Below are 26,586 nucleotides of genomic sequence, written 5' to 3' on the forward strand. Positions count from 1 at the left end.
GTGGCGCAGGAGGCCACCGCGCTGGTCGACCGGCTGCGCGCCGAGCTGCTGGTGCTGTCCGGGCCGCTGTCGGCGCGGCGGGCGCTGCGGGTCGCGCTGCCCGGCCGGTGCCACCGGCTGGTGGTGGAGATGGAGGGGCCCGCCGACCCGGCGGTGCACCACCTCGCCGGGCGGGCCAACCGGAACGAGCGGCGCGCGGTGGTCGTGCGGTTCCGCGACGAGGCCACCCGGATGACCGGGCGGGCCGTGCAGGGCATGGACGCGGTGTTCACGGCGTTGAGCGAGGGCCGGGTGGCCACGCTGCTGCTCAGCGATCCCCTGGTGGGCGACCGGCTGATCGGCGGGGGTCGGGCCGACGAGGTGCTGCCGCTGCTGGCGGTCGAGCACGACGCGGAGATCGTCCTGGTGGGCGGCGCCGTCCGCCTGCACGAGGACGTCGGAGCCCTCCTCACCCCCTGAGTTCCACCACGACGGCGAGGCCGCCTTCCCGGCGGCCTCGCCGTCGTGTGGGGCCGGGACCTCACCCCCGTCGCAACATCCGCAGCACCGCCGATTCCAGCGACTCGCGGTCGGTCCGGCGCGTGTTGAGCACGACCCCGCGCTCGTAGAGCCGGACCACCCGAGGGTCCACATAGGACTTGCGAGCCACGGCGGGGGTGTTGCCCAGCGCCTCGGACACCTCCCGCATCACCGCCGCCTCCACGCGCTTGCGGCCCCGCTTCGAGTCGGGGCGCCCCTGGTAGGCGAAGGCGGCGGCGGCCAGCACGGTGGCGTGCCAGGTCCGCAGGTCCTTGACCGAGAACTCCTCGCCGACCAGCTCCTTGAACCGCTGGTTCACGTCGTCGGAGCGGACGGGGTTGCCCGCCTTGTCCACCAGCAGCCGCTCCTCGGCCGCGCGCCCGCGCCGCAACGAGGCCACGGCGCGCGCCAGCTCCCGGTCCTCCACGGTGGTGGTGAACCGCACACCGCTCTTGGCCGGGTAGCAGAAGTCCACCGCCGACCGGTGCACCGCGACGTGCCCGCACAGCAGCGTCGCCACCCCGTGCGAGCCGTTGTCCTCGGCGTAGGTCTCCCCGCCCACCCGGAACACGCCGCGCTCCAGCAGCGCCAGCGCCACCCACATGGCCCGGTCCCTCTCCCGCAGCCCGCTCGCGACCCGCTCGCGGAACGCGGGCAGCTTCGGCGCCAGCGCCAGCACCCGGTCGTGCTTCTCCTCGTCGCGCTCCCGCCGCCACCGCTCGTGGTAGAGGTACTGCTTGCGGCCTGCCGAGTCGATGCCCACCGCCTGGATGTGGCCGTTGGGGTGCGGGCAGATCCACACGTCACGCCAGGCGGGCGGGATCACCAGGTCCTTGATCCGCGCCAGCTGCTCGGGGTCGTCCAGCACCGCGCCCTCGGCGTCGACGTAGCTGAACCCGCGCCCGCGCCGCCGCCTGCGCCAGCCGGGGGCCGACGGGTCGCTGCGCCGCAATCTCACCGCCACGAGGTGCCCTCGGGCAGACCCCGGCAAACACGCATGATTGATCCATCCTCGGAATGGGTAAGGGCTGCGCATGACGCAGCCGTGGACCGTCGGGGTCGAGCAGGAGTTCTTCCTCGTCGACCCCGAGACCCGCCACCCCGTGCCGCTGGCCGAGGAGGTGGCCGAGCACGCGGGCGACGAGCTCGACGTGCAACGCGAGCTGACGCCCTTCCAGATCGAGGTGGCCACCCCGGTCTGCCGGACGTCCGAAGAGCTCTACGACCAGGTCCTCTTGGGACGTACCCACTTGGCCAAGGCCGCACACGCGGCGGGGTGCAGGTTGATGGCCTCGGCCGTCCCGCCCCTGGGCACCGCGGGCCCGCCGCCCAACACCGACGAGCCGCGCTACCGGCGGATGCAGTACTCGCACCGCAAGCTGCTCGGCGGCCAGGGGGTGTGCGGGATGCACGTCCACGTCGGCGTGCCGGACCGCGAGACGGCCGTGCGGGTGTCCAACGCGCTGCGCATGTGGCTTCCGACGCTGCTCGCGCTCAGCGCCAACTCCCCCATCGAGCAGGCCGGTGACACCGGGTACGCGAGCTGGCGCTCGATCGTCTGGTCGCGCTGGCCGGTGGGCGGCCCGCCGCCGCACCTGGACTCCGCCGAGCACTACGACCGGCTGGTCACCACGCTGGTCGACACCGGCGTGCTGCTGGACCCCGGCATGGTCTACTGGGACATCCGCCCCTCCGCGCACGTGCCCACGGTCGAGATCCGGGTCTCCGACATCCCGCTGACCAGCCGCGACGCCGTGGTGATCGCCGAGATCGTCCGGGCCTTCGCGCGCACCGCGGCGGAGGAGGGCGAGCCCGAGCCGGTCGACGACGTGCTGCTGCGCGGCGCGTACTGGCGGGCCGCCCGCGACGGCGTGGACGGGTTGGGCATCGACCCGCGCACCGGCGGCCTGGTGCAGGCCCGTGAGCTGGCCGCCGAGCTGGTCGGGCGCGGCTCGGCCGCGCTGCGCGACGCGGGCGTGCTGGCCGAGGTGGAGGCGCGCTTGGAGTGGCTGCGCGGGCACGGCAGCGGGGCCGCGCGGCAGCGCCGGGCCCTCGGCGCCGCCGCCGACGCGCGGGAGCTCGTCGACATGGTGCTGACCGAGACCATCGCCGACGACCGCTGACGTATTACCGTGGACCGAGCGCCGCACCGGCGGCGTCAGAGTGAGAGGAGACCGGCGTGCCGGAACCCGCGACGCTCGCTTCCGTGCGGGTCGAAGGGCCCGCGGACGGCGTAGTGGTGCTGCACGTGTCCGGAGAACTGGACACGACCAGCGCGGAAGAGTTGGCCAAGCCGCTCAAGGCGAACCTGTCCGAGGGGGTGCGGGCCGTGGTCGTCGACCTCGGCGGTGTGCGCTTCCTGGGGTCGGCGGGCCTGGAGTCGCTGGTGGTGGGCAGGCAGCGCGCCGAGGAGCTCGGTGTGCGGCTGGTGCTCGTGGCGACCAACCGCTCGGCGCTGCGACCGATCCAGGCCACCGGTCTGAGCTCGGTGTTCACCATCGTCGAGTCGGTCGAGGACGCCCTGGCCCAGGTCTGATCCGCACCGAGGGGACGGCGGCCAGCAGGCGACGACGCCCTGGCCGCCCCCCGACGACGGCACGGACCACCGGGCCAGGCCGACTCCCGAGCCGCCGTCCGCGCCTGCGGACCGCGCGCGGGGTCAGCCCTCCTGGCCGATGTCCTCGAACCACAGCTCGGGCCGCGCCGCGATGAAGTCGGTCATCATGGCCACGCACTCCGGGTCGTCCAGCAGTGTGATGCGCACCCCGTGCTCGGCCAGCCAGTCGTGGCCGCCGTGGAACGTGCGGGCCTCGCCGATCACCACGTGCGAGATCCCGAACTGCCGCACCAGCCCGCTGCAGTACCAGCAGGGTGAGAGAGTGGTCACCATGGTGGTGCCCCGGTAGCCCGGTCGCCTGCCCGCGGCGCGGAACGCGGCGGTCTCCGCGTGGGTGGAGGCGTCGCCGTCCTGGACCCGGCGGTTGTGCCCGCGGCCGAGCAGGTCGCCGTCGGGGCCGAACAGCGCCGCGCCGATGGGGATGCCGCCCTCGACCAGGCCCTGCCGGGCCTCCGCGACGGCTACCGCGAGCATCTCCCGCACGTCCATGCCACCCCACCCTAGAGCGTCGGCAAGTACTACCCGGCCCGATCCACGGGGCCGTTTGCCACTACCCGTCAAGGCTCCGCCTGCGCTCGCCCCAGTCCCACATCGCCTGGAGCACCGGGCCGAGCCCGCGTCCGGCGTCGGTCAGCCGGTAGCGGGTGCGCGGCGGCCAGCCCGGTTCCCGGTGCCGGTCCACCACGCCCGCGCCGGTCAGCTGCGCCAGCCGGTCGGCCAGGACCTTGTCCGACAGCGCGGGCAGCGCCCGGCGCAGGTCGCTGAACGAGCGGTCGCCGCGCAGCAGCTCCCGGACCACCAGGGTGGTCCAGCGCCCGCGCAGAGCGGCCAGGGTGATCTCCACCGGGCACGCGGGGCTGGGCTCGGCGACCTCCGCGCGGGGGTCGTCGGGCAGGCCAACCGTTTGGTGAGTCACGAGGGCGCCTCCTAGCGTCGCGGTCGTGCCGATCCTGCCCGAGAGGAGTTGCCGGTGCGGCTCGCCGAGCGCCCCGAGGACCTGCCCGCCGTGTTCGCCGAGCGGTTCAACAGCGGCGACCCCGCCGCCGTGGCCGAGCTGTACGAGAGCGGGGCGGTGTTCGTGCCCGAGCCCGGCGTGCCGCTGACCGGAGCGCCCGCCCGTGCCGCGAACAGCCGGTTCCAGGCGTTGGGCCTGCCGATCGAGGTGCGACCGCGGCACGTCTACGTCGCGGGTGACGTCGCGCTGCTGCTGGTCGACTGGACCATCGGGGACGAGGTGGCGGGCACCGCGACCGACGTGGCCCGGCGCGGGGCGGACGGGTGCTGGCGGTACGCCGTCGACAACCCCTTCGGCACCGCCGGGTAGTGGTCAGCTGCCCCGGCGGGCGGGTCGGGTGGTACTTGCAGGCGTCAGGCGCCGAAGCAGAGGAAGCAGGCGGCGGCCGCGAACTCCTCGTCACCCCGCGCCGAGTGCGCCTCCTGCGCCGCGACCAGCGCCTGCGCGGGTGACGCGCCCGAACCGAGCCGCCGGTGGAAGTCGACCATCAGCGGGGTGGTCCTGTCGGCGGGCACCGGCACCACCGGGGCGACCAGCGTGCGCGTCCCCAGCCCCAGCAGCGCCGCGGTGAACCCCATCAGCTCGTCCCCCGGCCGCACCGACGACCCGCACGTCGACAGCACCACCCGCTCCGGCGGGGTGCGCAGGCGTTGCAGGTCGTGGACGGCCAACGGCCCGTCGGCCAGCTCCAGCGTGGAGAACAGCGGGTTGTCCGCGCGGAACGAGCCGTGCGCGACCACGTGGGCCAGCGGCGCGCCGTCCATCGCCGCCGCCACCGCGTCCACCGTGGCCGCCTCGCCCACCAGCACCGAGGACTCCCCCGCCAGCGGTGCGACGGCGTTGATCTCGGCCAGCGCGGCGGGCAGCCGGGGCCCGGCCACCAGCACGGCGCGCCCCGACCCCGCCGACGGCGACGACGCGGCGCGCAACCACACCGTCGCCGAGGGCGCCACCACCAGGGCGCGTCCTCGGCACGAGGGCAGGACCGACCACGGCAGGCCCGCCAGCGGCCCGGTCGGGGCCAGCACCAGCGGCCGGTCGGCGATCCGCCGCCGCAGCGGCGCCACCAGCCGCGACTCCAGCAGCCGCGCGGCGTGCTCGGCGCCCGCCCGCACCGGGGCGCGGTCCAGGTGCTCGGGCAGCGTGACCAGCCGGTGCAGGCCGAAGCGCAGCAGCCGGATCTCCCGCACCGCCGCGTCCGCCGCGCCCAGCCGGTGCAGGCTGGCCCGCCCGCCCGCGACCACCACGGCCAGCAGCTCGCCGTCGTGGTCGACGTACTCCACCAGCGCCGCCGCGCCCAGCGCCCGCGCCAGCTCGCGCACCGAGGGGGGCCGGTGCACCGCGCCGCCGCTGGTGCGCCTGGTCAGCTCGCGCACCCGCTGCTCCATCCGCAGCTGCCGCCCGCGCAGCGACGAGGTGGGCTTGCCCGCTGACAGCGCCGCGTCCAGGTCGGCGGTCACCGCGCGCAGCTCAGCCAGCGCGTCGGCCAGGCCGGGGTCCTCCGGCGGCCGGGCGGGGGTCATCCGCAGCGCACCGGCCCGCCAGCTCTCCGCCCAGGTCAGCACGCTGGCGGCGGGTCCGCTCGCGACGGCGGCGCGCAGTCCTTCCAGCGCCAGTGCCTCGCCCTGCGCCCCGCTCAGCGCCCGCGGCTCGGCCGCGCCCAGCGACACCCGGTACTCGTCCAGCAGCACCAGTCCGCGCCGCAGGGCCGACTGCGCGCCGCGCCGGTCGCCCTCCAGCCCGCGCCGCAGCGCCTCGGCGTACCAGCCCTGCGCTCGCTGCGCGGCCGTGCCCCGGCGGCGTGCCAGGGCCGCCACCTCCAGCTGCGCCACCGCCCGCCGCCGGTCCCCCAGGTCCCGCGCGACCAGCGCGGCGTCCACCCGCGCCTCCAGCCCGGCCACCCGCCAGCCCAGCTCCTCCAGCCGCGCGGCCACCCGCTCCAGCTCCGCGCACAGCCGCCGGGTCCGCTGCCCGCTCAGGTAGGCCGCGCGCAGCCGCACGTGCCGCGCACCGGCCGCCCACGCCTCGCGCCCCTCCCGGCGGAAGTCCTCGCGCGCCAGCGCCGCCATCGTCGCGGCCAACTCCAGGTCGCCCTCGGCCAGCGCGATCCGCGCCCGGTGGAAGCGGGACTCCGAGCGGCCCAGCACCAGGTTGCCCTCGGCCAGCTCGGCCAGCGCCCGGTCCGCCGCCGCGCGGGCCTCCTCCAGCAGCGGCACCGACACCAGCAGTTCCAACCGGTTCACCAGCAGCAGCGGCCGGGGCACCGCCAGCCGCCGGTACTCCCGCTCGGCTTCGGCGAACATGGTCAGCGCGCGCGGCACGTCACCCGCCCGCGACGCGGAAATCCCCGCATTCCACCGGACGTCCGCGACCACCAGCTCCAGCCCCAGCTCCCGGTACAGCGCGGCGGCCCGGTCGAAATCCTCGTCGGCCGCGCGCGAACCGCCGGTACAAGCGCGCAACAAACCCCGATTATTACGGGCTCGGGCCTCGCCCAGCTCGTCCCCGGTGCGCCGCGCCGCCTCGACGGCCCAGTTGTACTCGCGCAACGCCTCGTCGTACCGGCATAAGCAACGCAGCACCGAACCGCGTTGCGTCCGCGCAATGGGGACATCGCTTTCGTGCAACTCCGGCAAAGCCTCGTCAATCGCCCGCAACGCCTGCGCGTGCCGTCCGGTGTCGGACAGCGCGAATGCCAGGTCCACCCGCGCCAGCGCCGCGGTCCGCGCCAACCCCGCTCCTTCGGCAAGGCGAATCGCACTGCGCAGGTGTCGCAGCGCGCCGTCGAAGTCGTGCAGCTCGCGCAGCGACAACCCGATCACGCGCTCCGCGTTCGACGCCTCCTCCGCGTTACCCGACCGGCGTGCCTCGGCCAGCGCCGAACGGCCCATCTCGATTGCGCCGCGCGGACCCCGTTGCCGGACCGCCAACGCGGCGGCGGAAAGCAGCACCACGTTCCACACCTTATTACCGGTGCCGCCGTGATAGCTTCATCGAACTCTCACCCGTCGACACCGCTGTGAGGCCGTGGTGACCGAACCGCCGGATCGAGCCGAGCTTTACCGGAGCGCATTCGACCTGATCATCAAGCAGAGCCAGGACGTGCGGCTGCACGCCGAGCGGGGCCGCGAGTTCCTCTACCGCCCCGGCCAACTGCTCACCATCGGCGAGGAACTCGACCGGGTCCTCCGCAAACTCGCGCAGAAGGCGATCCCCGTCGAACGGGGACGGGATTTCGCGGGAATGGCGCGGTTGATCCTGCCGCGCAATCCCGACGACATTCCCGACATCGTGCGGCTGCTGCGCGACCCGCAGCAGTGGCCGAGCGAGCGGGTGCCGTTCGTGCAGCCGCACCACGTGACGGTCGGCCACGGCGGCAACATGCACGGCCACACCATCCGCCCACCCGGCGTGGCGGACCCGCTGGACGACCCGGCCCTGGACGACCCGCGCGGCCGGGGCGTGGCGGTGGGCGTGGTCGACACGGGCATCTCCGCCACCGCCGCGAGTGATCACCCGGTGTGGCTGGGAAGCGGCTTCACCGCCCACCCCGACCAGGTCGACGCCGCGTACGACCACGCCGACGTGTTCGCCCTGGGGGGCGGGCACGGCACGTTCGTGGCGGGCTTGGTGCGACAGGCCGCGCCGGGCGCCCGGATCGAGCCCGCGCGGGCCCTGCTGCCCACCGGGCTGGGGGACGAGGAGATGCTCGCCGCGGCCATCGCCTCCTTCGGCGGGCGGCAGGCGCACGTCGTGAACATCTCCACGGGCTGCTTCACCCAGGACGACGTGGCCTCCGAGCCGGTGCGCCGGGCGCTGGCGGCGCTCGACCAGGACGTGGTCGTGGTGGCCTCGGCGGGCAACCAGGGCACCACCCGCCCCTGCTGGCCCGCCGCGCTGCCGGGCGTGACGTCGGTGGCCGCGCTCGCCGAGGAGCGCGACGGCAGCCGCGGCCCGGCGTGCTACAGCAACCACGGCCACTGGGTGCGGGCGTGCGCGGTGGGCAACCGCACCTCCACCTACCTCAAGGGCCGCTGGGAACTTCCCGGCGCCCCGGCGGAGGTCTTCGACAACTGGGCCTACTGGCTGGGCACCTCGTTCGCGGCCGCGCACGTCTCCGGCCGCATCGCTGGGACCATGACCGCCCAGGGCCTGACCGCGCCCCAAGCACGGGACAAGCTCCTCGCCGCCTCCGAGCACTTCCCCGGCTACGGCGTCCTGATCGACTGATCCGCGTCACGCGGACCTCACCGGGGCACGGCGGGCCAAGCGGCACCCCGCGGGCGGTCGGCGCTAGGGTTGACGGCGAGTATGCACCCTCCGCAAGAATTGCGGAGATCCACCACCGCCCCGGCCGGGACACCGACACCTGTGACGCAGCCCCCCGAACCGACGCGGGTCGCCACCAGCGCGCCGCCCGCGGCGATGGCGGCACGCCCCGAGGTGGTCGAGCGCTGGGCCGACGCGCTGTCGGCGGGCGCGTACGCGCCGATGTCGCGCGCCGAGGTGCGCCGCGAGCTCGACGCCCGCTTGGCGCACCTGGTCGGCGTGCTGAGCGCGGCGCGGTTCGAGCCGGACCGGGCGGCCCCGGTGGGCGAGTGGCTCGTGTCGGCCCGGTTCACCGGCCAGACCAGCCTCCAGGACACCTTGGAGGTGCTGGGTTCCGCGCTGCCGCGGCTGGCCGGGCGGGACGGGGAGCGGGTGCCCGCGGTCCTCGGCGCGGTGGCCGCCGGTTACGCCAACGCGTTGCGCAGGCAGGTCTTCTCGCAGCAGGAGGAGGTCCGCGCGTCGCTGCTGACCGCCCTGGAGCACACGCAGCGCGAGCTGCACGACAGCGAGACCCGGTTCCGCCAGGTGTTCTCCAGCTCCGCGGTCGGCATCGCGGTCTTCGACGCCCGGGGCGAGGTGGTGGAGGTCAACCCGGCGCTGGTGGGCATGCTGGACCACGAGCCGGGCACCACGGCGGTGTTCGACCCGCTGGACCTCGCGGCGCTGCGCGCGGACCTGAGCCGGATGGCGCTCGACGGCGCGGAGACGGCCAGGTCCGAGCGCCAGTTCACCGCCCGCCGCGGCGACCCGCTGTGGGCGAACGTGGCGCTGTCGGTGGTGCGCGACTCCGACGGGCACCCCCGCTACCACGTGGCGGTGGTGGAGGACGTCACCGAGCAGCGGGTGCTCCGGGAGTACCTGCGCCACCAGGCGCTGCACGACGTGCTGACCGGGTTGCCGAACCGGCAGAGCTTCCTGCCCAAGCTGGAGCAGGTGCTGAGCAGGCCGGGCTCGGTCACGTTGTGCTACCTGGACGTGGACGGCGTCGCGATCGTCAACGACGGCTTGGGCTACGAGTACGGCGACGAGCTGCTCAAGGTGGTCGCCCAGCGGCTGACCGCCGTGGTGGCGGGGGAACGGGCCACCGTGGCCCGCATCGGCGGCGACGAGTTCGTGCTGCTGCTGGAGGACTCCCCCGGCACGCCGAGCATCTCCGCGCTGGCCGAGGCGATCGACCGCGCGCTGGCCGAGCCGGTGCCACTGGCGGGCCACGAGGTCAGCGCGTCCGCGGGCATGGGTTTCGTGCGCACCTCGGCGCGCGGGCTGGACGCGATGGCGCTGCTGCGGCAGGCGCACAGCACGTTGCGCCGCGCGGAGAACGGCGGCAAGGGCCAGTGGGGCATCTACGACGCGGGCCAGGACGCCCGCGAGCGGGCCCGGCTGGCCCTGCTCGCCGCGATGCCGGGCGCGCTGGACGGCGGCGACATCGCGATCGACTACCTGCCGGTGCGCCGAGGGGACGAGCAGGTGGCCGCCGCCGCGCGGTTGCGCTGGCGGCACGGGCAGGCCGTCGCCGACCACGGCGACTGCCTGCGCTTCGCCGACGAGCTGGGGCTCAGCGGCAGGCTCGGGGCGTGGCTGCTGGACGAGACCTGCTCGTTCGCCGCCGTGGAGCGGCTGCCCGTTGTGGTGCGGCTGTCGGTGGACCAGTCGCGCGACCCGGACCTGACCGCGTCGGTGGGCACCGCGCTGCGCACTTCCGAGCTGCCGCCGCAGTGGTTGTGGCTGAGCCTGGACGCGCGGGCGCTGAGCGAGGACGCCGACGCGGTGGAGGACAACCTGACCGCGCTGGCGGACATGGGCGTGCGCCGCCTGCTGCACTCCTTCGGCGGTGGTTTCGCCGAGCTGTCCGTTGTGGAGCGACACCTCCTGCACGGCGTCGAACTCGCCCCCGCCCCGGTGGAACCGCTGGCGCACAACGCCTTGAGCAAACTGGTCCCGCTGCTGCGGGAGACCGGCGCGCTCGTCGTGGCCGACGGTGAAGCGGTGCCGGGAGCGGATCTGGTGGTGCGGCGCTGATCCGCGCCGCACCGCCCGCCAGCCGCGCGTCCCGTCAGGCGAAGGTGGGCTGCCGCAGGGCGTGCTCGACCAGGGTGATCAGCGTCTGCTTGGTGGACTGCCGGTTGCGCGCGTCGCACGGCACGATCGGCACGGCCGGGTCGATGGTCAGCGCCTCCCGCACGTCCTCGACGCGGTGGTGCATCAGGCCGTCGAAGCAGTTCACGCCCACCACGTACGGCAGCTCGCGGTCCTCGAAGAAGTCGATGGAGGCGAACGCGTCGGACAGCCGCCGCGTGTCCACCAGCACCACCGCCCCGATGGCGCCCCGGACCAGGTCGTCCCACATGAACCAGAACCGGTGCTGACCCGGCGTGCCGAACAGGTACAGGATCAGCTCTTGGTCCAGCGAGACCCGGCCGAAGTCCATCGCCACGGTCGTGGTCGTCTTGTTCGGCGTGCCGGACAGGTCGTCCACGCCGACGCTGGCCTCGGTCATGACCGCCTCGGTGGTCAGCGGCACGATCTCCGACACCGACCCCACGAAGGTGGTCTTGCCGACACCGAACCCGCCCGCCACCACGATCTTGGTGGAGATGACGGGCGTCCCCGGCCCCGCGGGAGCACCACCGCTCATGTCGTTCCGCTCTCCCTGGTAGAGGTGCTGCTCGGCAGTGGGGTGGTGCTCAACCGCGCATCGCGACGTGCAGCCGGGAGCGGATCTCCGGGGTGAGCTGGACGCCCACCCGGTCCACCAGCCGGGTCATCGCGTAGCCGATGAGGCCGATGTCGCAGTTGGGCGCGGCCAGCACGGCCAGGCAGGAGCCGTCGCTGATGGACATCAGGAACAGGTAGCCCCGCTCCATCTCCACCACGGTCTGCTTGACCCCGCCCGCCTCGAAGCAGCGCGCCGCGCCGATGTTGAGGCTCACCAGGCCCGAGGCGACGGCGGCCAGCTGCTCGGCGCGGTCGATGGGCAGCCGCTCCGATGAGGCGAGCAGCAGGCCGTCCGCCGAGACCACGATCGCGTGCGCCACGCCCGCGACCCGGCTGACGAAGTCGTCGACCAGCCAACTGAAGTTCTCGAGTTCCTCGGTCGCGGCGGTCACTTCTGCTCCTTGTCTGCGTTGCCGAACGACAGGCCCTCCCAGGGCAGCCCGCTGTCGTCAGCGGACTCGCGCCCCAGTTGCACGCCTCGTTGGTAGGTGGCGAACCGCTGCCTGAGCCGGTCCGCGGAGCGGCGCGGCGGCGCGGCGATGGCGGTCACGGCGGCGCTCGCGCCGGGCTGCTGCTGCTGCTGCTGCGCTGGAGTGGCCGCGTGCCGCGGTGACGGCGCGGCCAGCGAGCCGGGCACCAGCCGCGCCTTGGGCACGCGCTTGGGCAGACCCGCGGTGGTGGTGTCGTCCACAGTGGACTTGAGCAGCTTGTTGGCGGCGGACCAGCCGTCGTCGGCCGAGCCCCAGCCCGGCGAGGACGCCGGGACCGGCGAGGGCGCGGGCTCCCGCTTGGGCAGCCCGGACGACGTCCTCGGCGCGGACCGCGGTTCCGGCTCGGCCTCGCTGTCCGGGCCGACCAGGTCGACCCGGTCGGCGAACACGGTCCGCTCGGACCCCGACGAGGTGGCCTGGGCGGGCACCTCGGGTTCCTCGGCCAGCTCGCCGCGCACCGGGGCCTCGTCCTCCCCGCCGCCCTGGAACCAGCGCGACAGCACGTCCTCGTAGATCGGCAGGCGCTGGGTCGAGGGCTCGTCCTCGTCGAGCACCGGGACCTCGGGCTCGAACTGGCGCTCGTGCCGCAGTTCGCGCTGCGGTCCGGGCCTGCCTTCGGGCCGGGGTTCGGACCGCGGTTCCAGCCGCGCGGGCGGGTAGGAGTAGTCGATCGGCTCCAGGCCGTCGCGCGGCGGGACGGTGCCTGCGACCGTGGCGGTGAACAGGTCCGCGGTCGAGGTCTGCTCCACCCGCGGCGGCGCGCCGGTGTCCTCCGCCTGGTCGGGCACCGGTTGCGGGAACGGCACCGGCGTCATCTCCGGCGACCACTTGGGCACGCCCGCGATCGCGCCGACCCCGCTGCTCTCCAGCTCGGCGGGCGCCTGGCGGGCGGGCAGCGCGGCCGGGGCGGGGGCCGCCCGCAGCGGCTCGGGGCCGCGGTGCAGCAGCGAGGCGGGCAGCACGACCTGAGCGGTCACACCGCCCTCTATGTCGTCGTTGTTGCTCAGCGACACCCGGATGTCGTGCCGCTTGGCGAGCTGGCCGACCACGTACAGGCCCATCTCGCGAGCCACCGAGACGTCGACCTCGGGCGGCTCGGCGAGCTTCCGGTTGGCCTCGGCGACGTCCTGCTCCTGCATCCCGACACCGCGGTCGTGGATGCGGATGGACACCTCGCCGCGCCGGGTCTCGGTGGCCCGCACGGTGACCTTGGTGCTGGGCTTGGAGAACGCGGTGGCGTTGTCCAGCAGCTCGGCGATCAGGTGCGCGAGGTCGTTGACCACGCGGCCCTGCACCATCAGGTCCGGGGCGGGCGCGACCTGCACCCTGGCGTACTTCTCGACCTCGGACACCGCGGCGCCGAGCACCTCGGCGATCGGCACCGGCCGGGTGACCCGGCGGGTGACCGTGGTGCCCGAGAGCACCAGCAGGTTCTCGCTGTTGCGGCGCATCTGGGTGGCCAGGTGGTCCAGCTCGAACAGGCTGGCCAGCTGGTCGGGGTCCTGCTCGTCCTGCTCCAGCCGGTCGATCACCGAGATCTGCCGCTCGACCAGCGCCTGGCTGCGCCGCGACAGGTTGATGAACATGTCGTTGACGTTCGCGCGCAGCGCCACCTGCTCGACCGCGAGGCGGATGGCCTCGCGCTGCACCGCGTCGAAGGCGCGGGCCACCTGGCCGACCTCCTCGGTGGTGTGGATGGGCACCGGCACCAGCGACTCCTCCGCGGCGCGGGACGGGTCGCGGTGCGTGCGGATGCGCTTGATCGCCTCGGGCAGGCGGTTGCGGGCCACGTCCAGCGCGGTGCGGCGCAGCAGCCGCAGCGGGATCAGCATGGAGCGGGCGACCACGGCCATGAGGCCGAACGCGATCAGCAGCGCCACCGCGACCAGCGCGGCGTCGCGCCAGGCGGACTGCCGCGCGGCTTCGGTCAGCGCGACCGCGGCCCGGTCGGCCTGCTGCTCGATGTCGTCGGACACCTGCCGGATCAGCGCCGCGGTCTCCTCGCCCACCCGCATGACGTCGGTGTCGGAGATCGACACCCGCCCGCGCTCGGCCTGCTGCACCAGGGCGAGCTGGACCAGCCGGTTGCGGCCGTCCACCACGCCGCCGCTGACCACGTCCTGGTACAGCTGGCGGTTCTCCCTGGTGGCGGTGTTGGCGAAGTCGGTCAGCGCGGCGTCGAGCCGGGACTGCGCCGCGCGCAGCGCGTTGACCTGGTTGGGCGCGAACTCGCCGCGCCGGGCGGTGGACAGCAGGATCGCGTTCTGCTGCTGCAACTGCTCCTTGGCGTCGTACAGCGCGAGGTTCGCGCCCGACAGCGGGGTCAGCGTCGGCTCGCTGAGGCTGCTGGCGGTGGCGCGGTGCACCTGCGCCAGCGCGCTGAGGATCTGCGAGTAAGCGCTTGCCACCGACACGTCGGGGTACTGCGTGGTCAACGTCGTGTTGCGCAGCGAGCTGAGGCCGTCCAACGCCTGTAAGGACTTCTGGAAGGCGTCGCGCACCGAGTCGTCGATGCCGGAGGTCGTGGCGGCGACGTCGCGGAACTCGCCCACTTCCAGGTCGACCTTGCTCGACCGCGCGGCGATCTCGGCGCTGGCGCCCTGCCTGCCGCCCGCGACGTAGTGCACCGCCGCGTCGCGCTCCAGCTGGAGCGCGTCGGAGACCGCCGCCGCCTGGGCGGACAGCTGCAGCTCGCGCTGCACCTTGCCGAACAGCTCGACGTCGTCGAGCTGGGTGTTGAGCCGCAGACCCGCCAGTGCCAGCGTGCTCAGCGCGGGCACCAGGAGCACCACCGCCAGCTTGCTGCGCAACCGCCAGTTCCGCAGCCGCCAGCGGGAGATGCCCCGGTCGACGGGGGCGGTCCCGGTGCCGGGCCCCTGGTCGGGCGCACCGCTGCGGGCGCCGGTGTCGGGTTCAGTTCGCTCCGGTCGTTCCCCGGAGGCGTGGTCGTCGTGACCGCGCACCGTCAGCACACTCCCCAGCCCCCCGGCCAGATTCATCGACAGTTCACTGCAAACCCGGGCGATCTTGATGGAAAATCCCCGGTCCTCATACCGCCGTTCGGAGGAGGAACGCGGTACTTTGCAAATCAATCATTGTCCCGCATCGCGGGGCGGACCCCGCTAAACGAACGCTAACTCCACTTCATGGTCTTTTCACGCGGTCGACCCGGCGGGGAAACGACCGAGGGGGAGCCCGGCCCGGACTCCCCCTCCGCGTGGAATCAACCCGAGGAACCGGCGAGGATCATCGGCTTGACGTCGAAGTCCTTCTCCAGCAGCCCGTAGGTGCGCATCAGCGTGGCGACGCGCTGCAGCCGGGTGGCGTCCAGCGAGGTCGGGAACTCGCCGAACTTCACCAGGCCCGCGGTCTCCTTGTCGACCTTGGCGTACTCCTGCAGCAGCGGCACGACCGCGGCGGAGTCGGAGGCGTCCTTCTGCCCCCTGGCCATCGCGCGCTGGAACGCCTCGATGGTCTTGGGGTTGTCCTGGGCGAACTTGCCGGTGGTGGCGTAGCCGCCGATCGGGATGCCGTCGGTCGGTCCGGAGGCCGCGTCCAGCACGGTGGTGGCGCCGATGGCGCGCTGGGCCCTGGTGATGAAGGGCTCCACCATGAACGCCGCGTCGACGCTGCCGCCCTTGATCGCCGCCTCCATGTCGGGGAAGGGCATTTCCTTGAACTCCACCGAGTTCGGGTCGACGTTGTTGGCCTCCAGGGTGGCCCGCGCGGTCAGCTCGGCGATGTTGCGGTAGGTGTTGATCGCGATCTTCTTGCCCGCCAGGTCCTGCGGGGACTTCACCGCGGCGTCGGGAGCCGCGACGATCAGGAACATCTCCGGCTTGGTCTGGTAGCCGTCGGAGACCAGCTTCAGCCCGTCCACTCCCTTGGCCGCCCCGTTGGCCTCGGCGGAGAAGAACGAGACCCAGTTGCCGAAGGTGATGTCGATCTCGCCCTTGATCAGGCCGGGGATCGCCGCCGCGCCGCCCTGGAAGTTGGTGACCTCGACCTCCAGGCCCTCGTCCCGGAAGTAGTTCTTCTTGATCGCGAGGTGGACCGAGGCGACGTCGAGGATGGGCAGCAGACCCAGCTTGATCTTGCTCTTCTCGACCTGGCCCGATCCCGAGGGGGCGTCGGCTGATGTGCTCTCGGAACCACCGAGCAGACCGCAACCGGAGACCGCGGCGAGCATCGCGACCGCGGACAGTGCGCTGAGGAGCCTGGTTGCCGAGCGGCCGACTCTTCGAGTCATGGGGGACATCTCCTGTTGGAGTGGCGACAGTGCGGGGGCAGGATGCACGGACGACAGGGGAGGCCCACTCAAAGTGATCCAGTGGTACGACAAGAACCCAGTCGACCGACACTCGAAGGTTTGATCCACTACCTTCGGTGAGCATCTTTGCACAGGCTGTCCAGAGGCAGGTGAACGCAGTGACCCAAGAAGACCCCGAATCGTCCATACAGAGCAATCAACGAGTGGTCGGGATCGTCGGCGCGGGGCCGGCGGGACTGACCTTGGGGAACCTCCTGCTCGAAGCGGGAATCCCCTGCGTGGTACTGGAACGCGGCACTCGGGAGTACATCGAGACACGCCCGCGAGCGGGGGTGATCGAACACCGCGCGGTGCAGATGCTGGCCGATCACGGGTTGGCGGGCAGACTGCTCCAAGAGGCGGATCGACACGGCGCCTGCGAATTCCGGGTGAACGGGGAAGCGCACGAAGTGGACTACTCGTCCCTCTACGAGGGGCAGACGCACTACGTGTATCCGCAGCAGGAGGTCGTCAAGGACCTGCTGAGCAACTACCTGGCCAGGGGTGGTGACATCCGGTTCTCCGTCACCGACGTCGAGCTGCACGGCATCGACACCCCTGAACCCGCTCTGACCTGGACTTCTTCCGACGGTCGCCGGGAGCGGCTCGAGTGCTCGTTCCTCGGCGGGGCGGACGGCTTCCACGGCGTGAGCAGGCGCAGCATCCCGCCGGGAGCGGTGCAGGAGTTCACCTACCAGCACGGCATCGAGTGGCTGAGCATTCTCGCCGAGGCCCCGCCGTCCACGCACAAGGTGATTTACGCGCTGCACCCCGACGGGTTCGCCGGGCACATGCTCCGCAGTTCTACGGTTTCCCGCTATTACCTGCAGGTACCGACCGACGACACGGTGGACAACTGGCCCGATGATCGCGTCTGGGCGGAGTTGCACAAGCGCTTGGCGCTGCGCGACTCGGACTGGAAGCTGACCGAGGGGCGCATCATCGAGAAGCGCATCCTGGACATGCGCAGCCACGTTGTCGAACCGATGTGCTACGGCAGGCTCTACCTCCTCGGCGATGCCGCGCACATCATCACGCCGGTGGGCGCGAAAGGCATGAACCTCGCGCTGCACGACGCCGAGGTGCTCGCCGACGCCCTGATCTCATACCACCGAACGGGTGATGAAAGCGGGCTGCGGAGCTACTCCGAGGTGTGCTTGCGCCGGGTCTGGCGTGCGCAGGAGTTCTCGCAGTGGATGGTGTTCATGATCCACCGGTCACCGGAACCGTTCCTGAGCCGCCTGGGACAAGCCCGGTTGGAACACCTCATCGCTTCCGGAGCTTCCGCCGGGTATTTCGCGCAGAACTACGTGGGACCGTGATCCGCGCTCGTCCGGTCGCTTCTCCCGACCGGACGCGCCAATGACCCGAAGACCACCGCACCGCCATTGCGGCACCGGCACGAAAATGCGCCGGAACCCATCGGCGGTGCGCCGGTCGATTTCTCCCCGACCGGTCGCCGCACCCCCGGCGGCGGGCCGCTGAACAACCGAGGACGACCACCGGGAACCCCGACGACGAAAAGACCCCCGCAGCGCGGAAACCTCCTCGGAGGGTTCGGCGCCACGGGGGTCCGGGAATGGACCGGCTAACGGGAGAACAGGTCGTCCCGCTCGTGGGCGGCGACCAGCCCGGCCCGCTCGGTCTCGGCGCGCTCGGCCTCCGCCCACCGCGCGGCCCGGTGCTCGTCCGCCCGGCGCTCGTCCGCCCGGTGCTCGTCGACCCGGTGCTCGTCGACCCGGCGCCTGTCCGCGACGTCCTCGGCGGGCTTGCCCACGTTCAGCAGCCGCGCCACCTCGGCCCGCAGCGCCACGAAGGTCTCCGACTCGCGCGTGGTGACCTGGTCGCGCCGCGCGGGCAGGTCGACCCGCAGGTCCGCCACCACGGAGGCGGGCGAACCGGAGAGCACCAGCACGCGGTCGCCCAGGTACACGCTCTCGTCGATGTCGTGGGTGACCACCAGGACCGTGGTGTCGTGCTCGGCGCGGACCTTGAGCAGCAGGTCCTCCAGCTCGAACCGGGTCTGCGCGTCGACCGACGCGAACGGCTCGTCCATCAGCAGCAGCGCGGGCCGGTAGGCCAACGCGCGGGCGATGGCCACGCGCTGCTGCATCCCGCCGGAGAGCTGCCAGGGGTGCTTGCGGGCCGCGGCGGACAGCCCCACCCACTCCAGGGCCTCCGCGGCCCGCGTGCGGCGCTGGGCGCGGCTCAGGCCGCGCCGCAACGGGAACTCGACGTTGCCCTGCACGGTCAGCCAGGGGAACAGCGAGCGGCTGTAGTCCTGGAAGACCACGGCGAGGTCGTCCGGCACACCGCGGACCTCGTCGCCGTGCAAGGTGATCTCGCCCTTGCTCGGGCGGATCAGGCCGGAGATGGTGCGCAGCAGCGTGGACTTGCCGCAGCCGGACGGGCCGACCACGCAGACCAGCTCACCCGCGCCCACGCGGAAGGACAGATCGGCGATGGCGGTGTGGGCCCCGTCCTTCGCCTGGTAGGTGTGACCGAGGCCGGTCACCTCGAGCATCGCGGTCATGTCAATCCTCCACCGTCGCGGGGGTGCGCTCCGCCCGCTTCGGCTGCCAGGCCAGCGCCCGGCGCTCGAAGGACAGGAGCACGGTGTTGAGGGCGTAGCCCAGGACGCCGAGCAGGACGATCCCGGCCCACATGTCGGGGAAGTCGAACTCCCGCTGGGCGATGAGGAGTTGCGACCCGATCCCGTTGTCGGTGCCCACCAGTTCGGAGACGACCATGAGCACCAGGGACAGCGACAGGCTGACCCGCAGCCCGGCGAAGATCTTCGGGGCCGCGGCGGGCAGCACGACACCGAGCACCCACTGCGCCCTGGGGATGCGGAACACCGCCGAGGTCTCGAACTTGGTGGTGTCGACGGAGCGGGCGCCGTCGACGCTGTTGAGCAGGATCGGCCACAGCACGCCGAAGACGATCGTGGCCAGCTGCATGGACGTGCCGATGTTGAAGATCAGCAGGAACACCGGCACCAGGGTGGGCGGCGGGATCGAGCGCAGGAACGTCAGCACCGGTCCGGCGAACTGCATGGCCGCGGTCGAGCGGCCCATGGCCACCCCCAGCGAGACGCCGACCACCGCGGCGATGCCCCAGCCCGCCAGCAGCCTGCCCACGCTGGGCAGCACGTGGTCGAACACGGTGTCGGTGAGCAGCAGATCGCTCAGCGGACCGGAGAACCACAGCTCGTGGGCCGACGCGGCGATCTCCGACGGGGGCGGGAGGAACGTGTCGTCGACCGCGCGGGTGACCAGTTCCCAGACCACGACGAGGCCCGCGAACACCACCCAGCGCTGGAGGAACCCGGACAACCTCGTCACGAGCGCCCCCCGGTGGCCGAGCCCCAGCCGACCCAGCGGCGCTGCGCGCGTTCCAGCCCCTCGTTGAGCAGGTAGCCGATGACGCCCGCGACCACGGTCCCGGCGAGGACCAGGTCCATGCGGCCCGCGCCGCTGCGGGCCTCCATGATGAACTGCCCGAGCCCTCCCGAGCCGCCCGCCAGCAGCTCGACGCTGACCAGGACGACCAGGCCCGTCGTCGCGGCCAGCCGGACACCGGTCAGCACGAACGGCAGCGCGCTGGGCAGCGCCACCGAGAGCAGCACGCGCGCGCGGCCCGCGCCGAACGCCCGCGCGGTCTCCACGAGCAGGGGGTCCAGCTCGTCCAGCGCGTAGACCGTGTTGAACAGGATCGGCCACACCGCCGCGTAGACGGCGAGGCTGATCTTCATCTCCGGTCCGATGCCCAGCACCATGATGGCCAGCGGGATCAGGGCCACCGAGGGGATCGGGCGGAGGAACTCCACCACCGCGCGGGTGGCGTGGCGGACGGCGGGCACGCTGCCCAGCACCAGGCCCAGGGGGACCGCGATGCCGATGGACAGCCCCACCGCGATGAGCAGGGCCAGCACCGTGGCCACCACGTCCCTGAGGAACGGCTCATCGCCCAACAGCTTCGACAACTCCACCGCCACCACTGACGGCGGCGGTAAGTACTCCAGGGGAACCAGACCCGACCGGCCGAACAGCTCCCAGACAACGAGGAACCCGACCGCGCCGAGCAGCCCTCGGGTGAGCGCACGCACGCGCAACGCCTACTTCCCAGTTGATCAACCCGAGCCAACCCGGCTCAATCTAGAGAGTGGCACCCGCTCGCCACAATGCGTGGCGGCAAAACTCCGCCAGGTGATCTTCGGCGTGACAAGGGAAGTCGGCGGTCCACACAGGACTCGGCGGACCGATCGGGTCGACCGGGGTAGGCGCTGCCCGACCGAAAGGACGACACCGGGGCGACGCCATTCGCAGCACGCGGTTGCGCCGGGGTGGCGCCCGGCGGGGGTGGCAGCCCCGGCCGGGCGCCCGGCGACCGCTACAGCCCGACGGCCTTGTACAGCGAGCCGACCTCCTGGCGGTTGAGCACGCGCATCGAACCGGGGCGCTGGTTGCCCAGGCGCACCTCGCCCACCGCCGTGCGCACCAGGCTCTGCACCGGGTGGCCCACCGCCTCCAGCAGCCTGCGCACGATGTGCTTGCGGCCCTCGTGCAGCACCACCTCCACCAGGGCGCGGCCGGGCATGGAGGAGATCAGCTTGAACGAGTCGACGCGGGCCGGGCCGTCCTCCAGCTCCACCCCCGCGCGCAACTGCTTGCCCAGGCCCTTGGGGATGGGGCCGGGCACTTCGGCCAGGTAGGTCTTGGACACCTCGTAGGAGGGGTGCATCAGCCGGTGCGCCAAGTCGCCGTCGTTGGTCAGCAGCAGCAGGCCCTCGGTGTCCGCGTCCAGCCTGCCGACGTGGAACAGCCGCTCCTTGCGCTGGGACAGGTAGTCGCCCACGCACGGCCGGTGCTGCTCGTCGTGCATGGTCGACAGCACGCCGCGCGGCTTGTTCAGCACGAGGGTGATCACGTCGTCCTTGAGCACCACGCGCACGCCGTCCACGTGGACCACCGCGGTCTCCGGGTCGATGCGGCGGCCCTGCTCGCGGACCACCTCGCCGTCGACCTGGACGCGGCCGAGCTCGATCAGCTCCTCGGCCACCCGCCGCGAGGCGATCCCCGCCTTGGCCAGCACCTTCTGGAGCCGGACGCCTTCAGAACCGGGGTCAGACATCGTCGATCGCATCCACTTCGGGCAACAGGGGGGCGATCGGGGGCAGGTCGTTCAGCGACGACAGTCCCAACCGCTCCAGGAACAGTTCGGTCGTGCGGTAGAGGAGGCCACCCGTGTCGGCGTCGGTGCCCGTCTCGGCGATCAGCCCGCGTGCGACCAGCGTGCGGATCACGCCGTCGACGTTGACCCCGCGCACCGCCGCGATCCGGGCCCTGGTGACGGGCTGCCGGTAGGCGATCACGGCGAGGGTCTCCAGCGCGGCCCGCGTGAGCTTGGCGCGCTGCCCGTCGAGCAGCAACTTCTCCACGAATGGCGCGAAGCGGTCCCTGGTGTAGAACCGCCACCCCTCTCCGATTCTACGCAGGTCGATGCCGCTGCCCGCCTCGGTGTAGCGGGCGGCCAGCCGGTGCAGCGCCGAGGTGACCCGCTTCACCGGCTGCTCGAACACCGCGGCGAGCTGCTCCTCGGCGATCGGGGTGTCCACCACCAGCAGCACCGACTCCAGCGCGCCCTCGAACTCGGCGTCGTCGGCCAGGTCGGGCAGGCCGGTGCTCTCCGCAGCGTCGTCCGCAGCGTCGTCCGCCACGTCGTCCGCCACGTGAGCGCCCGCCTCCTCCGGCGCGGGGCGCGGCTCAGGCTCGGTCACCCGTACTCCTCGTCCTCCTCGTCGCGGACCTGCGCCCGCGCCTCCTCCAGGGTCCCGCCGACCCACGTCACGCGCAGCTCGCCCAGCGGGTCGTGCTGCTCGAACGACAGCGACTTCTCCCGGTACAGCTCCAGCAGCGCCAGGAACCGCGCGACCACCTCGATGGTCTCCGCGCAGTCGGCGACCAGCTCCGCGAACGTCGCCGTGCCGCACGCCGCCAGCCGCTCGCGCAGCAGTGCGGCGTGCTCGCGGACCGAGATCCGGTGCTGGTGGATGTGCGCGGTGGACACCGCGGGCGGCGGCTTGGGCCGGAACACCGCGGCGGCGATCTCGGCGAACCGCCGGGCGTCCACCCCCAGCATCACCTCCGGCAGCAGGCCCTCGTAGCGCCGCTCCAGCGCCACCGAGCGCGGGTAGCGCCGGTAGGCGCCCTGCTCCAGCTCCCCGAACAGCGCCGCCACCTGCTTGTAGGCCCGGTACTGCAGCAACCGCGCGAACAGCAGGTCGCGCGCCTCCAGCAGCGCCAGGTCCTCCTCGTCCTCCACGTCGCCCTGCGGCAGCAGCCGCGCCGCCTTGAGGTCGAGCAGGGTGGCCGCGATGACCAGGAACTCGGTGGTCTCGTCCAGGTCCCAGCCGTCGCCCAGCGCCCGGATGTGGGCGATGAAGTCGTCGGTGACCTGGTGCAGCGCCACCTCGGTGACGTCCAGGGTGTGCTGCGAGATCAGCTGCAGCAGCAGGTCGAAGGGGCCCTCGAAGTTGGTCAGCCGGACCTTGAACCGACCGTCGGGGACCTCCGCGACCTGCTCCTCCGGTGGGGGCGCTGGCGCGGTCACCGCTCGCGCAGCCTGCGCACCAGCAGCGAGTCGGCGCCGTGGACCTCCAGGTCGTCGAGCACCACGGCGATCGCCTCGCGCACCACCCGGCCCCGGTCCACCGCCAGGCCGTGCTCGGCGCGCAACTGCAGCCGGGCGTGCTCCAGCCCGATCAGCTCCTCGTCGGAGACGTAGACGGTGATCTTGGTCGAGTGCTTCTGCCTGCCGGTGCCGCGCCGCTGCGGCGGCGACTCCGGTTCGGCGACGGGCGCGGGCGCGAGGGGGGTCGCTTCGGCCGGGCTGGTGAGGCGGAACAGCTCCGAAGCTCCCGGCAGCGAGGGGCGTCGGGTCACCGGGCGATCACCTCGCGCGCCAGCGCGCGGTAGGCCTTGGCGCCCGCCGAGCGGGGCGCCCACCGGGTGATCGGCTCCCCCGCCACGGTCGTCTCCGGGAACCGGACGGTGCGGTTGATCACCGTGTCGAACACGACGTCGCCGAACGCCTCCACCACGCGCGCCATCACCTCGCGCGAGTGCAGGGTGCGCGGGTCGTACATGGTGGCGAGGATTCCGGTGATCTCCAGCTTCGGGTTCAACCGCTCCCTGACCTTCTCGATGGTGTCGATGAGCAGGGCGACCCCGCGCAGGCTGAAGAACTCGCACTCCAGCGGGATGAGGACGCCGTCAGCCGCCGCGAGGGCGTTGACCGTGAGCAAGCCGAGCGAGGGCTGGCAGTCCACCAGCACGTAGTCGTACTGGTCGATCACCGGGCGCAGCGTGCGCACCAGCGTGTGCTCCCGGCCGACCTCGGAGACCAGCTGGATCTCCGCCGCCGACAGGTCGATGTTGCTGGGCAGCAGGTGCATCTCGTCCACCGGCGTGCGCATGATCACGTCCTGCACGCCGACGTTGCGCTCCATGATCACGTTGTAGATGGTCTGGTCGAGCTGGTGCGGCTGCACCCCGAGCCCGACCGACAGCGCCCCCTGGGGGTCGAAGTCGACCAGCAGCACGCGGCGGCCGTACTCGGCCAGCGCCGCGCCGAGGTTGATGGCCGAGGTGGTCTTGCCCACCCCGCCCTTCTGGTTGCAGATCGCCAGGATCTTCGCGGGCCCGTGGTGCGCCACCAGCGGCGGGTCCGGCACGAACCGCAGCGGCCTGCCGGTGGGCCCGATGTCGCCCGCGACCTGCTCGGTGGCGTCCTCGTCGAGCGGGGCGGCGTGCGGCGCGAGGCTGAGCTCCACCGACGCGCGCGGCACACCGGTCGGCGCGGGCGGCGGGACGTACCCGCCCTCGCCCACGTGCTCCGGTGTCGACATCGCTTCCCGATCCGTAGTCCTGTGCCTGGGCGAAGCCTAGGCACACCACCGCCACCCAGCAACGCGCCTCGCCGTACGGGGGCAGGTTCCCCACCCCGGCTACCTGGCCGCGGCGGTCCGCTCCCCCATCCGGTCGGCGGTCCGGTCGGCCGCCCGCAGCACCACGTCGAGCAGGCCGGGGAACAGCTCGTCCAGGTCGTCGCGGCGCAGCGAGACCCACCGCTGGTTGCCGCAGGCCCTGGTCCGGGTGATGCCCGCCTCGCGCAGCACGCGCAGGTGCTGCGACAGGGTGGACTTGGCCACCTCCACCAGCAGGGCCCCGCACAGCCGCTCCCCGTCCGCCTCGATCTGGCGGACCACGGCCAACCGCGTGGGATCGCTCAACGCGTGCAGCACCGCGCCCAGCTCGATCCGCGAGCGCTCGGGCTCCTCAAGACTCGGCACCTCGGCAGCACCTCCCGCTCCGCTCAGGTGTGCGCACACGGTACCGCCCGCTACTGGCGCGCACGGGGGTGCGCGGTCGCGTAGACCTCGCGCAGCGTGTTCACCGTGACCAGGGTGTAGACCTGCGTGGTGGTCACCGAGGCGTGACCGAGCAGCTCCTGCACCACCCGCACGTCCGCGCCGCCCTCCAGCAGGTGCGTGGCGAAGGAGTGGCGCAAGGTGTGCGGCGAGACCTCCGCGGTGATGCCCGCCCGCTCGGCGGCGGTCTTGAGCACGTGCCAGGCCGTCTGCCGGGACAGCCTGCCGCCGCGGGCGTTGAGGAACAGCGCCGGGTTGGCCCGCTTGGCCAGCGACGGCCGGGCGCGCACCAGGTAGGACTCCAGCGCGGCCAGCGCGGGCCTGCCCACCGGCACCACCCGCTGCTTGCCGCCCTTGCCGTCGAGCAGCACGGTCCGCTCGGCGGCGTCGACGTCGTCCACGTCCAGCCCCACCACCTCGGAGATCCGCGCGCCGCTGGAGTACAGCAGCTCCAGCAGTGCGCGGTCGCGCAGCGCCGCCGGGGTGTCCCCCGGCGTGTCCAGCAGCCGCAGCACGTCGTCGACCGGCAGCGCCTTGGGCAACCTGCGCGGCGGCGTCGGCGGGTGCACGGCGCGAGCCGGGTCGGCGGGGGTGACGCCCTCGCGGTGGGCGAACCGGTGCAGACCGCGCACCGCCACCAGGGTCCGGGCCGCCGACGAGGCGGCCAACCCGCGCTCCCGCAGCGAGGCCAGGAAGTCGGCCACCACCGCCTCGGTGACCCCGGCCAGGTCGGTGATCCCGCGCGCGGCCAGGTGCTCGGCGTAGCGGCGCAGGTCGCGGGCGTAGGAGTCCAGCGTGTTGCGGGCCGTGCCGCGCTCGACCGCCAGGTGGTCCAGGTACGTCGCGATCGAATCCTCCACCACCACGGCGACCACCTTGGCACAGCGCGCCGCACCCCGCCGCCGGGCGGGCTAGGTTTGCCCGGTGTCCCAACCCCACCGGGTGCGCATCGGCAACCAGCAGCGCGAGGAAGCGATCAGCGCACTGAACGACCACTTCGCCGCGGGCCGCCTGGAGATCGGCGAGTACGAGCAGCGGGTCGGCTACGCCGCGGCCGCGCAGACCGCGCAGGACCTGGCGGCGCTGTTCCGCGACCTGCCGCAGCCGCACCCGCGGTTCCTGGCCCCGCCACCGGCCTACTACCCGCCCCCACCGCCTCCGGTGGGGTACGTGCCGCAGTACCACGCGACGCCCTACGGCGTGGACCCGCTGACCGGGCAGCCGCTGTCGGACAAGTCCAAGATCGCCGCCGGGGTGCTCCAGCTGGTGACCCCGTTCGGCATCGGGCGGTTCTACATCGGGGACGTCGCGATCGGCGTGGCGCAGCTGCTCACCTGCGGCGGCTGCGGGATCTGGACGCTGATCGACGGCATCATCCTGCTGGTCAACGGCGGGACCGACGCCCAGGGGCGCAAGCTACGCGACTAGGTTGCGCGCCAACGTCCACGCCACGGCCAGTGCGACGACGGGGGCGCCGACCCGGCGCGGCAGCGGCGGCGTCGGCAGCCCCGCACGCGAAGCGCGGAACCAGCGCCACCACAGCCAGGCCAGCAGCGGCAGGCCCGCGACCAGCATCACGGCGTTGAAGTGCCAGGCTGCGGCCAGGTCGCCGTGCAGGAGGGCGTGGACCATGCGGGTGGAGCCGCAGGCGGGGCACTGGATGCCGGTCAGTGCGTAGAGGGGGCAGGGCGGCAGCAGCGAGCCCGGCTGGTTGGGGTCCACGACCAGCAGCAGGGCGCAGGCCGCACCTGCCCCCGCCGCCATCGCCAGTGGTCCGCGCACCCGCCCAGTGTGCCTGGTGGGTGCGCGCCCACGTCACGCCAGATCGCGAGTCGAACGCTCAGGACCCCTGAGTTCGTCGTTCGGGTTGGGTTATCCAGCAAAGAGGGCGCTCGCCGCGCGGCAGGTCGCCAAGGATGGCGGGTCGCGCCGCTGCGCGCGCTCCGCGCGCGCCCCCCTGGTGCGTGGGCAAGTACTACCCGACGGGGCCGGGAAGGCCTGTAACTACTACCCGAGGGGCGCGGAAGCGCCGGCCAGGGCCGTGGAAGTGCCGGTCAGGGCGCGAAAGTGCGGGTCGGGGTGCGCGAATGTTGAGTTCAGGGTGTCTGAGCGTTCGACTCGCGGGGGCGACACGCCCAACACGCCCATAGGTGGGTGACA

The 26,586-nt window shown here is 72.9% G+C and carries 27 protein-coding genes; 8 read left to right on the plus strand and 19 right to left on the minus strand.

Annotated features, from left to right (window positions below; genetic code table 11):
- The coding region (locus IEZ00_RS36865) for a baeRF2 domain-containing protein (RefSeq protein ID WP_444544477.1) at positions 1 to 459 on the plus strand (459 nt) is incomplete at its 5' end.
- Positions 460 to 520: 61 nt separating this feature from the next.
- On the opposite strand, the gene IEZ00_RS20230 is transcribed toward IEZ00_RS36865, so the two are convergent.
- On the minus strand, positions 521 to 1,483 hold the full coding sequence (locus tag IEZ00_RS20230) for a DNA topoisomerase IB (RefSeq protein WP_506347067.1): 963 nt from the start codon (positions 1,481 to 1,483) through the stop codon (positions 521 to 523).
- A 70-nt stretch (positions 1,484 to 1,553) separates the two neighbouring features.
- Here IEZ00_RS20230 and IEZ00_RS20235 point away from each other — a divergent pair, with 70 nt between their 5' ends.
- Both IEZ00_RS20235 and IEZ00_RS20240 read left to right on the plus strand, forming a co-directional pair.
- Positions 1,554 to 2,642 (plus strand): carboxylate-amine ligase, encoded by a 1,089-nt coding sequence (locus IEZ00_RS20235; RefSeq protein WP_189224835.1) that lies wholly within the window; start codon positions 1,554 to 1,556, stop codon positions 2,640 to 2,642.
- Positions 2,643 to 2,698: 56 nt separating this feature from the next.
- A complete protein-coding gene (locus IEZ00_RS20240) occupies positions 2,699 to 3,055 on the plus strand; it encodes an STAS domain-containing protein (protein ID WP_189224836.1) in 357 nt (118 codons plus the stop codon).
- Positions 3,056 to 3,178: 123 nt separating this feature from the next.
- Here IEZ00_RS20240 and IEZ00_RS20245 read toward each other — a convergent pair whose 3' ends face one another.
- Positions 3,179 to 3,625 carry a nucleoside deaminase gene (locus IEZ00_RS20245; RefSeq protein WP_229795925.1) on the minus strand — a complete coding sequence of 149 codons (447 nt, stop codon included), beginning with the start codon at positions 3,623 to 3,625 and terminating at the stop codon, positions 3,179 to 3,181.
- Between the two features lie 61 nt (positions 3,626 to 3,686).
- The gene (locus tag IEZ00_RS20250; protein ID WP_189224837.1) at positions 3,687 to 4,052 is read right to left on the minus strand and encodes a winged helix-turn-helix transcriptional regulator; all 366 of its coding nucleotides are present in this window, start codon (positions 4,050 to 4,052) and stop codon (positions 3,687 to 3,689) included.
- A gap of 54 nt (positions 4,053 to 4,106) precedes the next feature.
- Here IEZ00_RS20250 and IEZ00_RS20255 point away from each other — a divergent pair, with 54 nt between their 5' ends.
- Entirely contained in the window at positions 4,107 to 4,460 is a 354-nt protein-coding gene (locus IEZ00_RS20255) for a YybH family protein (RefSeq protein WP_229795926.1), read from the plus strand.
- Between the two features lie 44 nt (positions 4,461 to 4,504).
- Here IEZ00_RS20255 and IEZ00_RS20260 read toward each other — a convergent pair whose 3' ends face one another.
- Complete coding sequence (locus IEZ00_RS20260) at positions 4,505 to 7,105, minus strand: CHAT domain-containing protein (protein WP_229795927.1); 2,601 nt, start codon at positions 7,103 to 7,105, stop codon at positions 4,505 to 4,507.
- A gap of 76 nt (positions 7,106 to 7,181) precedes the next feature.
- On the opposite strand from IEZ00_RS20260, the gene IEZ00_RS20265 reads away from it, so the two are divergent.
- Both IEZ00_RS20265 and IEZ00_RS20270 read left to right on the plus strand, forming a co-directional pair.
- Positions 7,182 to 8,381: a S8 family peptidase gene (locus IEZ00_RS20265; protein ID WP_189224840.1), complete on the plus strand. Its 1,200-nt coding sequence runs from the start codon at positions 7,182 to 7,184 to the stop codon at positions 8,379 to 8,381.
- A gap of 141 nt (positions 8,382 to 8,522) precedes the next feature.
- Positions 8,523 to 10,499: a diguanylate cyclase domain-containing protein gene (locus IEZ00_RS20270; protein WP_229795928.1), complete on the plus strand. Its 1,977-nt coding sequence runs from the start codon at positions 8,523 to 8,525 to the stop codon at positions 10,497 to 10,499.
- Between the two features lie 34 nt (positions 10,500 to 10,533).
- On the opposite strand, the gene IEZ00_RS20275 is transcribed toward IEZ00_RS20270, so the two are convergent.
- From IEZ00_RS20275 to IEZ00_RS20290, 4 genes are all read right to left on the minus strand, one after another.
- Complete coding sequence (locus tag IEZ00_RS20275) at positions 10,534 to 11,115, minus strand: GTP-binding protein (RefSeq protein WP_189224842.1); 582 nt, start codon at positions 11,113 to 11,115, stop codon at positions 10,534 to 10,536.
- A gap of 49 nt (positions 11,116 to 11,164) precedes the next feature.
- A complete protein-coding gene (locus IEZ00_RS20280) occupies positions 11,165 to 11,587 on the minus strand; it encodes a roadblock/LC7 domain-containing protein (protein WP_189224843.1) in 423 nt (140 codons plus the stop codon).
- Positions 11,584 to 14,649, minus strand: coding sequence for a sensor histidine kinase (locus IEZ00_RS20285; protein WP_189224844.1), 3,066 nt, complete (start codon positions 14,647 to 14,649; stop codon positions 11,584 to 11,586). Before IEZ00_RS20285 ends, IEZ00_RS20280 begins: the two co-directional genes overlap by 4 nt.
- 260 nt (positions 14,650 to 14,909) lie before the next feature.
- Positions 14,910 to 15,935, minus strand: a complete 1,026-nt coding sequence (locus IEZ00_RS20290) for an ABC transporter substrate-binding protein (protein ID WP_189224845.1) — start codon at positions 15,933 to 15,935, stop codon at positions 14,910 to 14,912.
- Between the two features lie 137 nt (positions 15,936 to 16,072).
- Here IEZ00_RS20290 and IEZ00_RS20295 point away from each other — a divergent pair, with 137 nt between their 5' ends.
- On the plus strand, positions 16,073 to 17,317 hold the full coding sequence (locus IEZ00_RS20295) for a 4-hydroxybenzoate 3-monooxygenase (RefSeq protein ID WP_229795929.1): 1,245 nt from the start codon (positions 16,073 to 16,075) through the stop codon (positions 17,315 to 17,317).
- Positions 17,318 to 17,583: 266 nt separating this feature from the next.
- Here IEZ00_RS20295 and IEZ00_RS20300 read toward each other — a convergent pair whose 3' ends face one another.
- The 10 genes from IEZ00_RS20300 to xerD all read right to left on the minus strand — a co-directional run bounded on the left by IEZ00_RS20300 (position 17,584) and on the right by xerD (position 25,292).
- Complete coding sequence (locus IEZ00_RS20300; RefSeq protein WP_189224847.1) at positions 17,584 to 18,528, minus strand: ABC transporter ATP-binding protein; 945 nt, start codon at positions 18,526 to 18,528, stop codon at positions 17,584 to 17,586.
- A 1-nt stretch (position 18,529) separates the two neighbouring features.
- The gene (locus IEZ00_RS20305; RefSeq protein WP_189224848.1) at positions 18,530 to 19,339 is read right to left on the minus strand and encodes an ABC transporter permease; all 810 of its coding nucleotides are present in this window, start codon (positions 19,337 to 19,339) and stop codon (positions 18,530 to 18,532) included.
- Positions 19,336 to 20,103, minus strand: coding sequence for an ABC transporter permease (locus tag IEZ00_RS20310; protein WP_189224849.1), 768 nt, complete (start codon positions 20,101 to 20,103; stop codon positions 19,336 to 19,338). The genes IEZ00_RS20305 and IEZ00_RS20310 overlap by 4 nt, the downstream gene beginning before the upstream one ends.
- 284 nt (positions 20,104 to 20,387) lie before the next feature.
- The gene (locus IEZ00_RS20315; protein WP_189224850.1) at positions 20,388 to 21,128 is read right to left on the minus strand and encodes a pseudouridine synthase; all 741 of its coding nucleotides are present in this window, start codon (positions 21,126 to 21,128) and stop codon (positions 20,388 to 20,390) included.
- On the minus strand, positions 21,121 to 21,840 hold the full coding sequence (scpB, locus tag IEZ00_RS20320) for an SMC-Scp complex subunit ScpB (RefSeq protein WP_189224851.1): 720 nt from the start codon (positions 21,838 to 21,840) through the stop codon (positions 21,121 to 21,123). The genes IEZ00_RS20315 and scpB overlap by 8 nt, the downstream gene beginning before the upstream one ends.
- Positions 21,771 to 22,607, minus strand: a complete 837-nt coding sequence (locus IEZ00_RS20325) for a segregation and condensation protein A (protein ID WP_189224852.1) — start codon at positions 22,605 to 22,607, stop codon at positions 21,771 to 21,773. Before IEZ00_RS20325 ends, scpB begins: the two co-directional genes overlap by 70 nt.
- Positions 22,604 to 22,939 (minus strand): hypothetical protein, encoded by a 336-nt coding sequence (locus IEZ00_RS20330; RefSeq protein ID WP_189224853.1) that lies wholly within the window; start codon positions 22,937 to 22,939, stop codon positions 22,604 to 22,606. The genes IEZ00_RS20325 and IEZ00_RS20330 overlap by 4 nt, the downstream gene beginning before the upstream one ends.
- Positions 22,936 to 23,904 carry a ParA family protein gene (locus IEZ00_RS20335; RefSeq protein WP_209621360.1) on the minus strand — a complete coding sequence of 323 codons (969 nt, stop codon included), beginning with the start codon at positions 23,902 to 23,904 and terminating at the stop codon, positions 22,936 to 22,938. Before IEZ00_RS20335 ends, IEZ00_RS20330 begins: the two co-directional genes overlap by 4 nt.
- 99 nt (positions 23,905 to 24,003) lie before the next feature.
- Positions 24,004 to 24,348 carry an ArsR/SmtB family transcription factor gene (locus tag IEZ00_RS20340; RefSeq protein ID WP_189224854.1) on the minus strand — a complete coding sequence of 115 codons (345 nt, stop codon included), beginning with the start codon at positions 24,346 to 24,348 and terminating at the stop codon, positions 24,004 to 24,006.
- 50 nt (positions 24,349 to 24,398) lie between these two features.
- Positions 24,399 to 25,292, minus strand: coding sequence for a site-specific tyrosine recombinase XerD (gene xerD, locus IEZ00_RS20345; protein ID WP_372448490.1), 894 nt, complete (start codon positions 25,290 to 25,292; stop codon positions 24,399 to 24,401).
- 58 nt (positions 25,293 to 25,350) lie between these two features.
- On the opposite strand from xerD, the gene IEZ00_RS20350 reads away from it, so the two are divergent.
- Positions 25,351 to 25,854 carry a DUF1707 domain-containing protein gene (locus IEZ00_RS20350; RefSeq protein WP_189224855.1) on the plus strand — a complete coding sequence of 168 codons (504 nt, stop codon included), beginning with the start codon at positions 25,351 to 25,353 and terminating at the stop codon, positions 25,852 to 25,854.
- Here the strand turns inward: IEZ00_RS20350 and IEZ00_RS20355 are convergent.
- Positions 25,843 to 26,208 (minus strand): DUF2752 domain-containing protein, encoded by a 366-nt coding sequence (locus IEZ00_RS20355; RefSeq protein ID WP_229795930.1) that lies wholly within the window; start codon positions 26,206 to 26,208, stop codon positions 25,843 to 25,845. The two genes, IEZ00_RS20350 and IEZ00_RS20355, sit on opposite strands and share 12 nt — an antisense overlap.
- Positions 26,209 to 26,586: the final 378 nt, after the last annotated feature.

Source organism: Saccharothrix coeruleofusca (assembly GCF_014648515.1).
GTDB classification, from domain to species: Bacteria; Actinomycetota; Actinomycetes; order Mycobacteriales; family Pseudonocardiaceae; genus Actinosynnema; species Actinosynnema coeruleofuscum.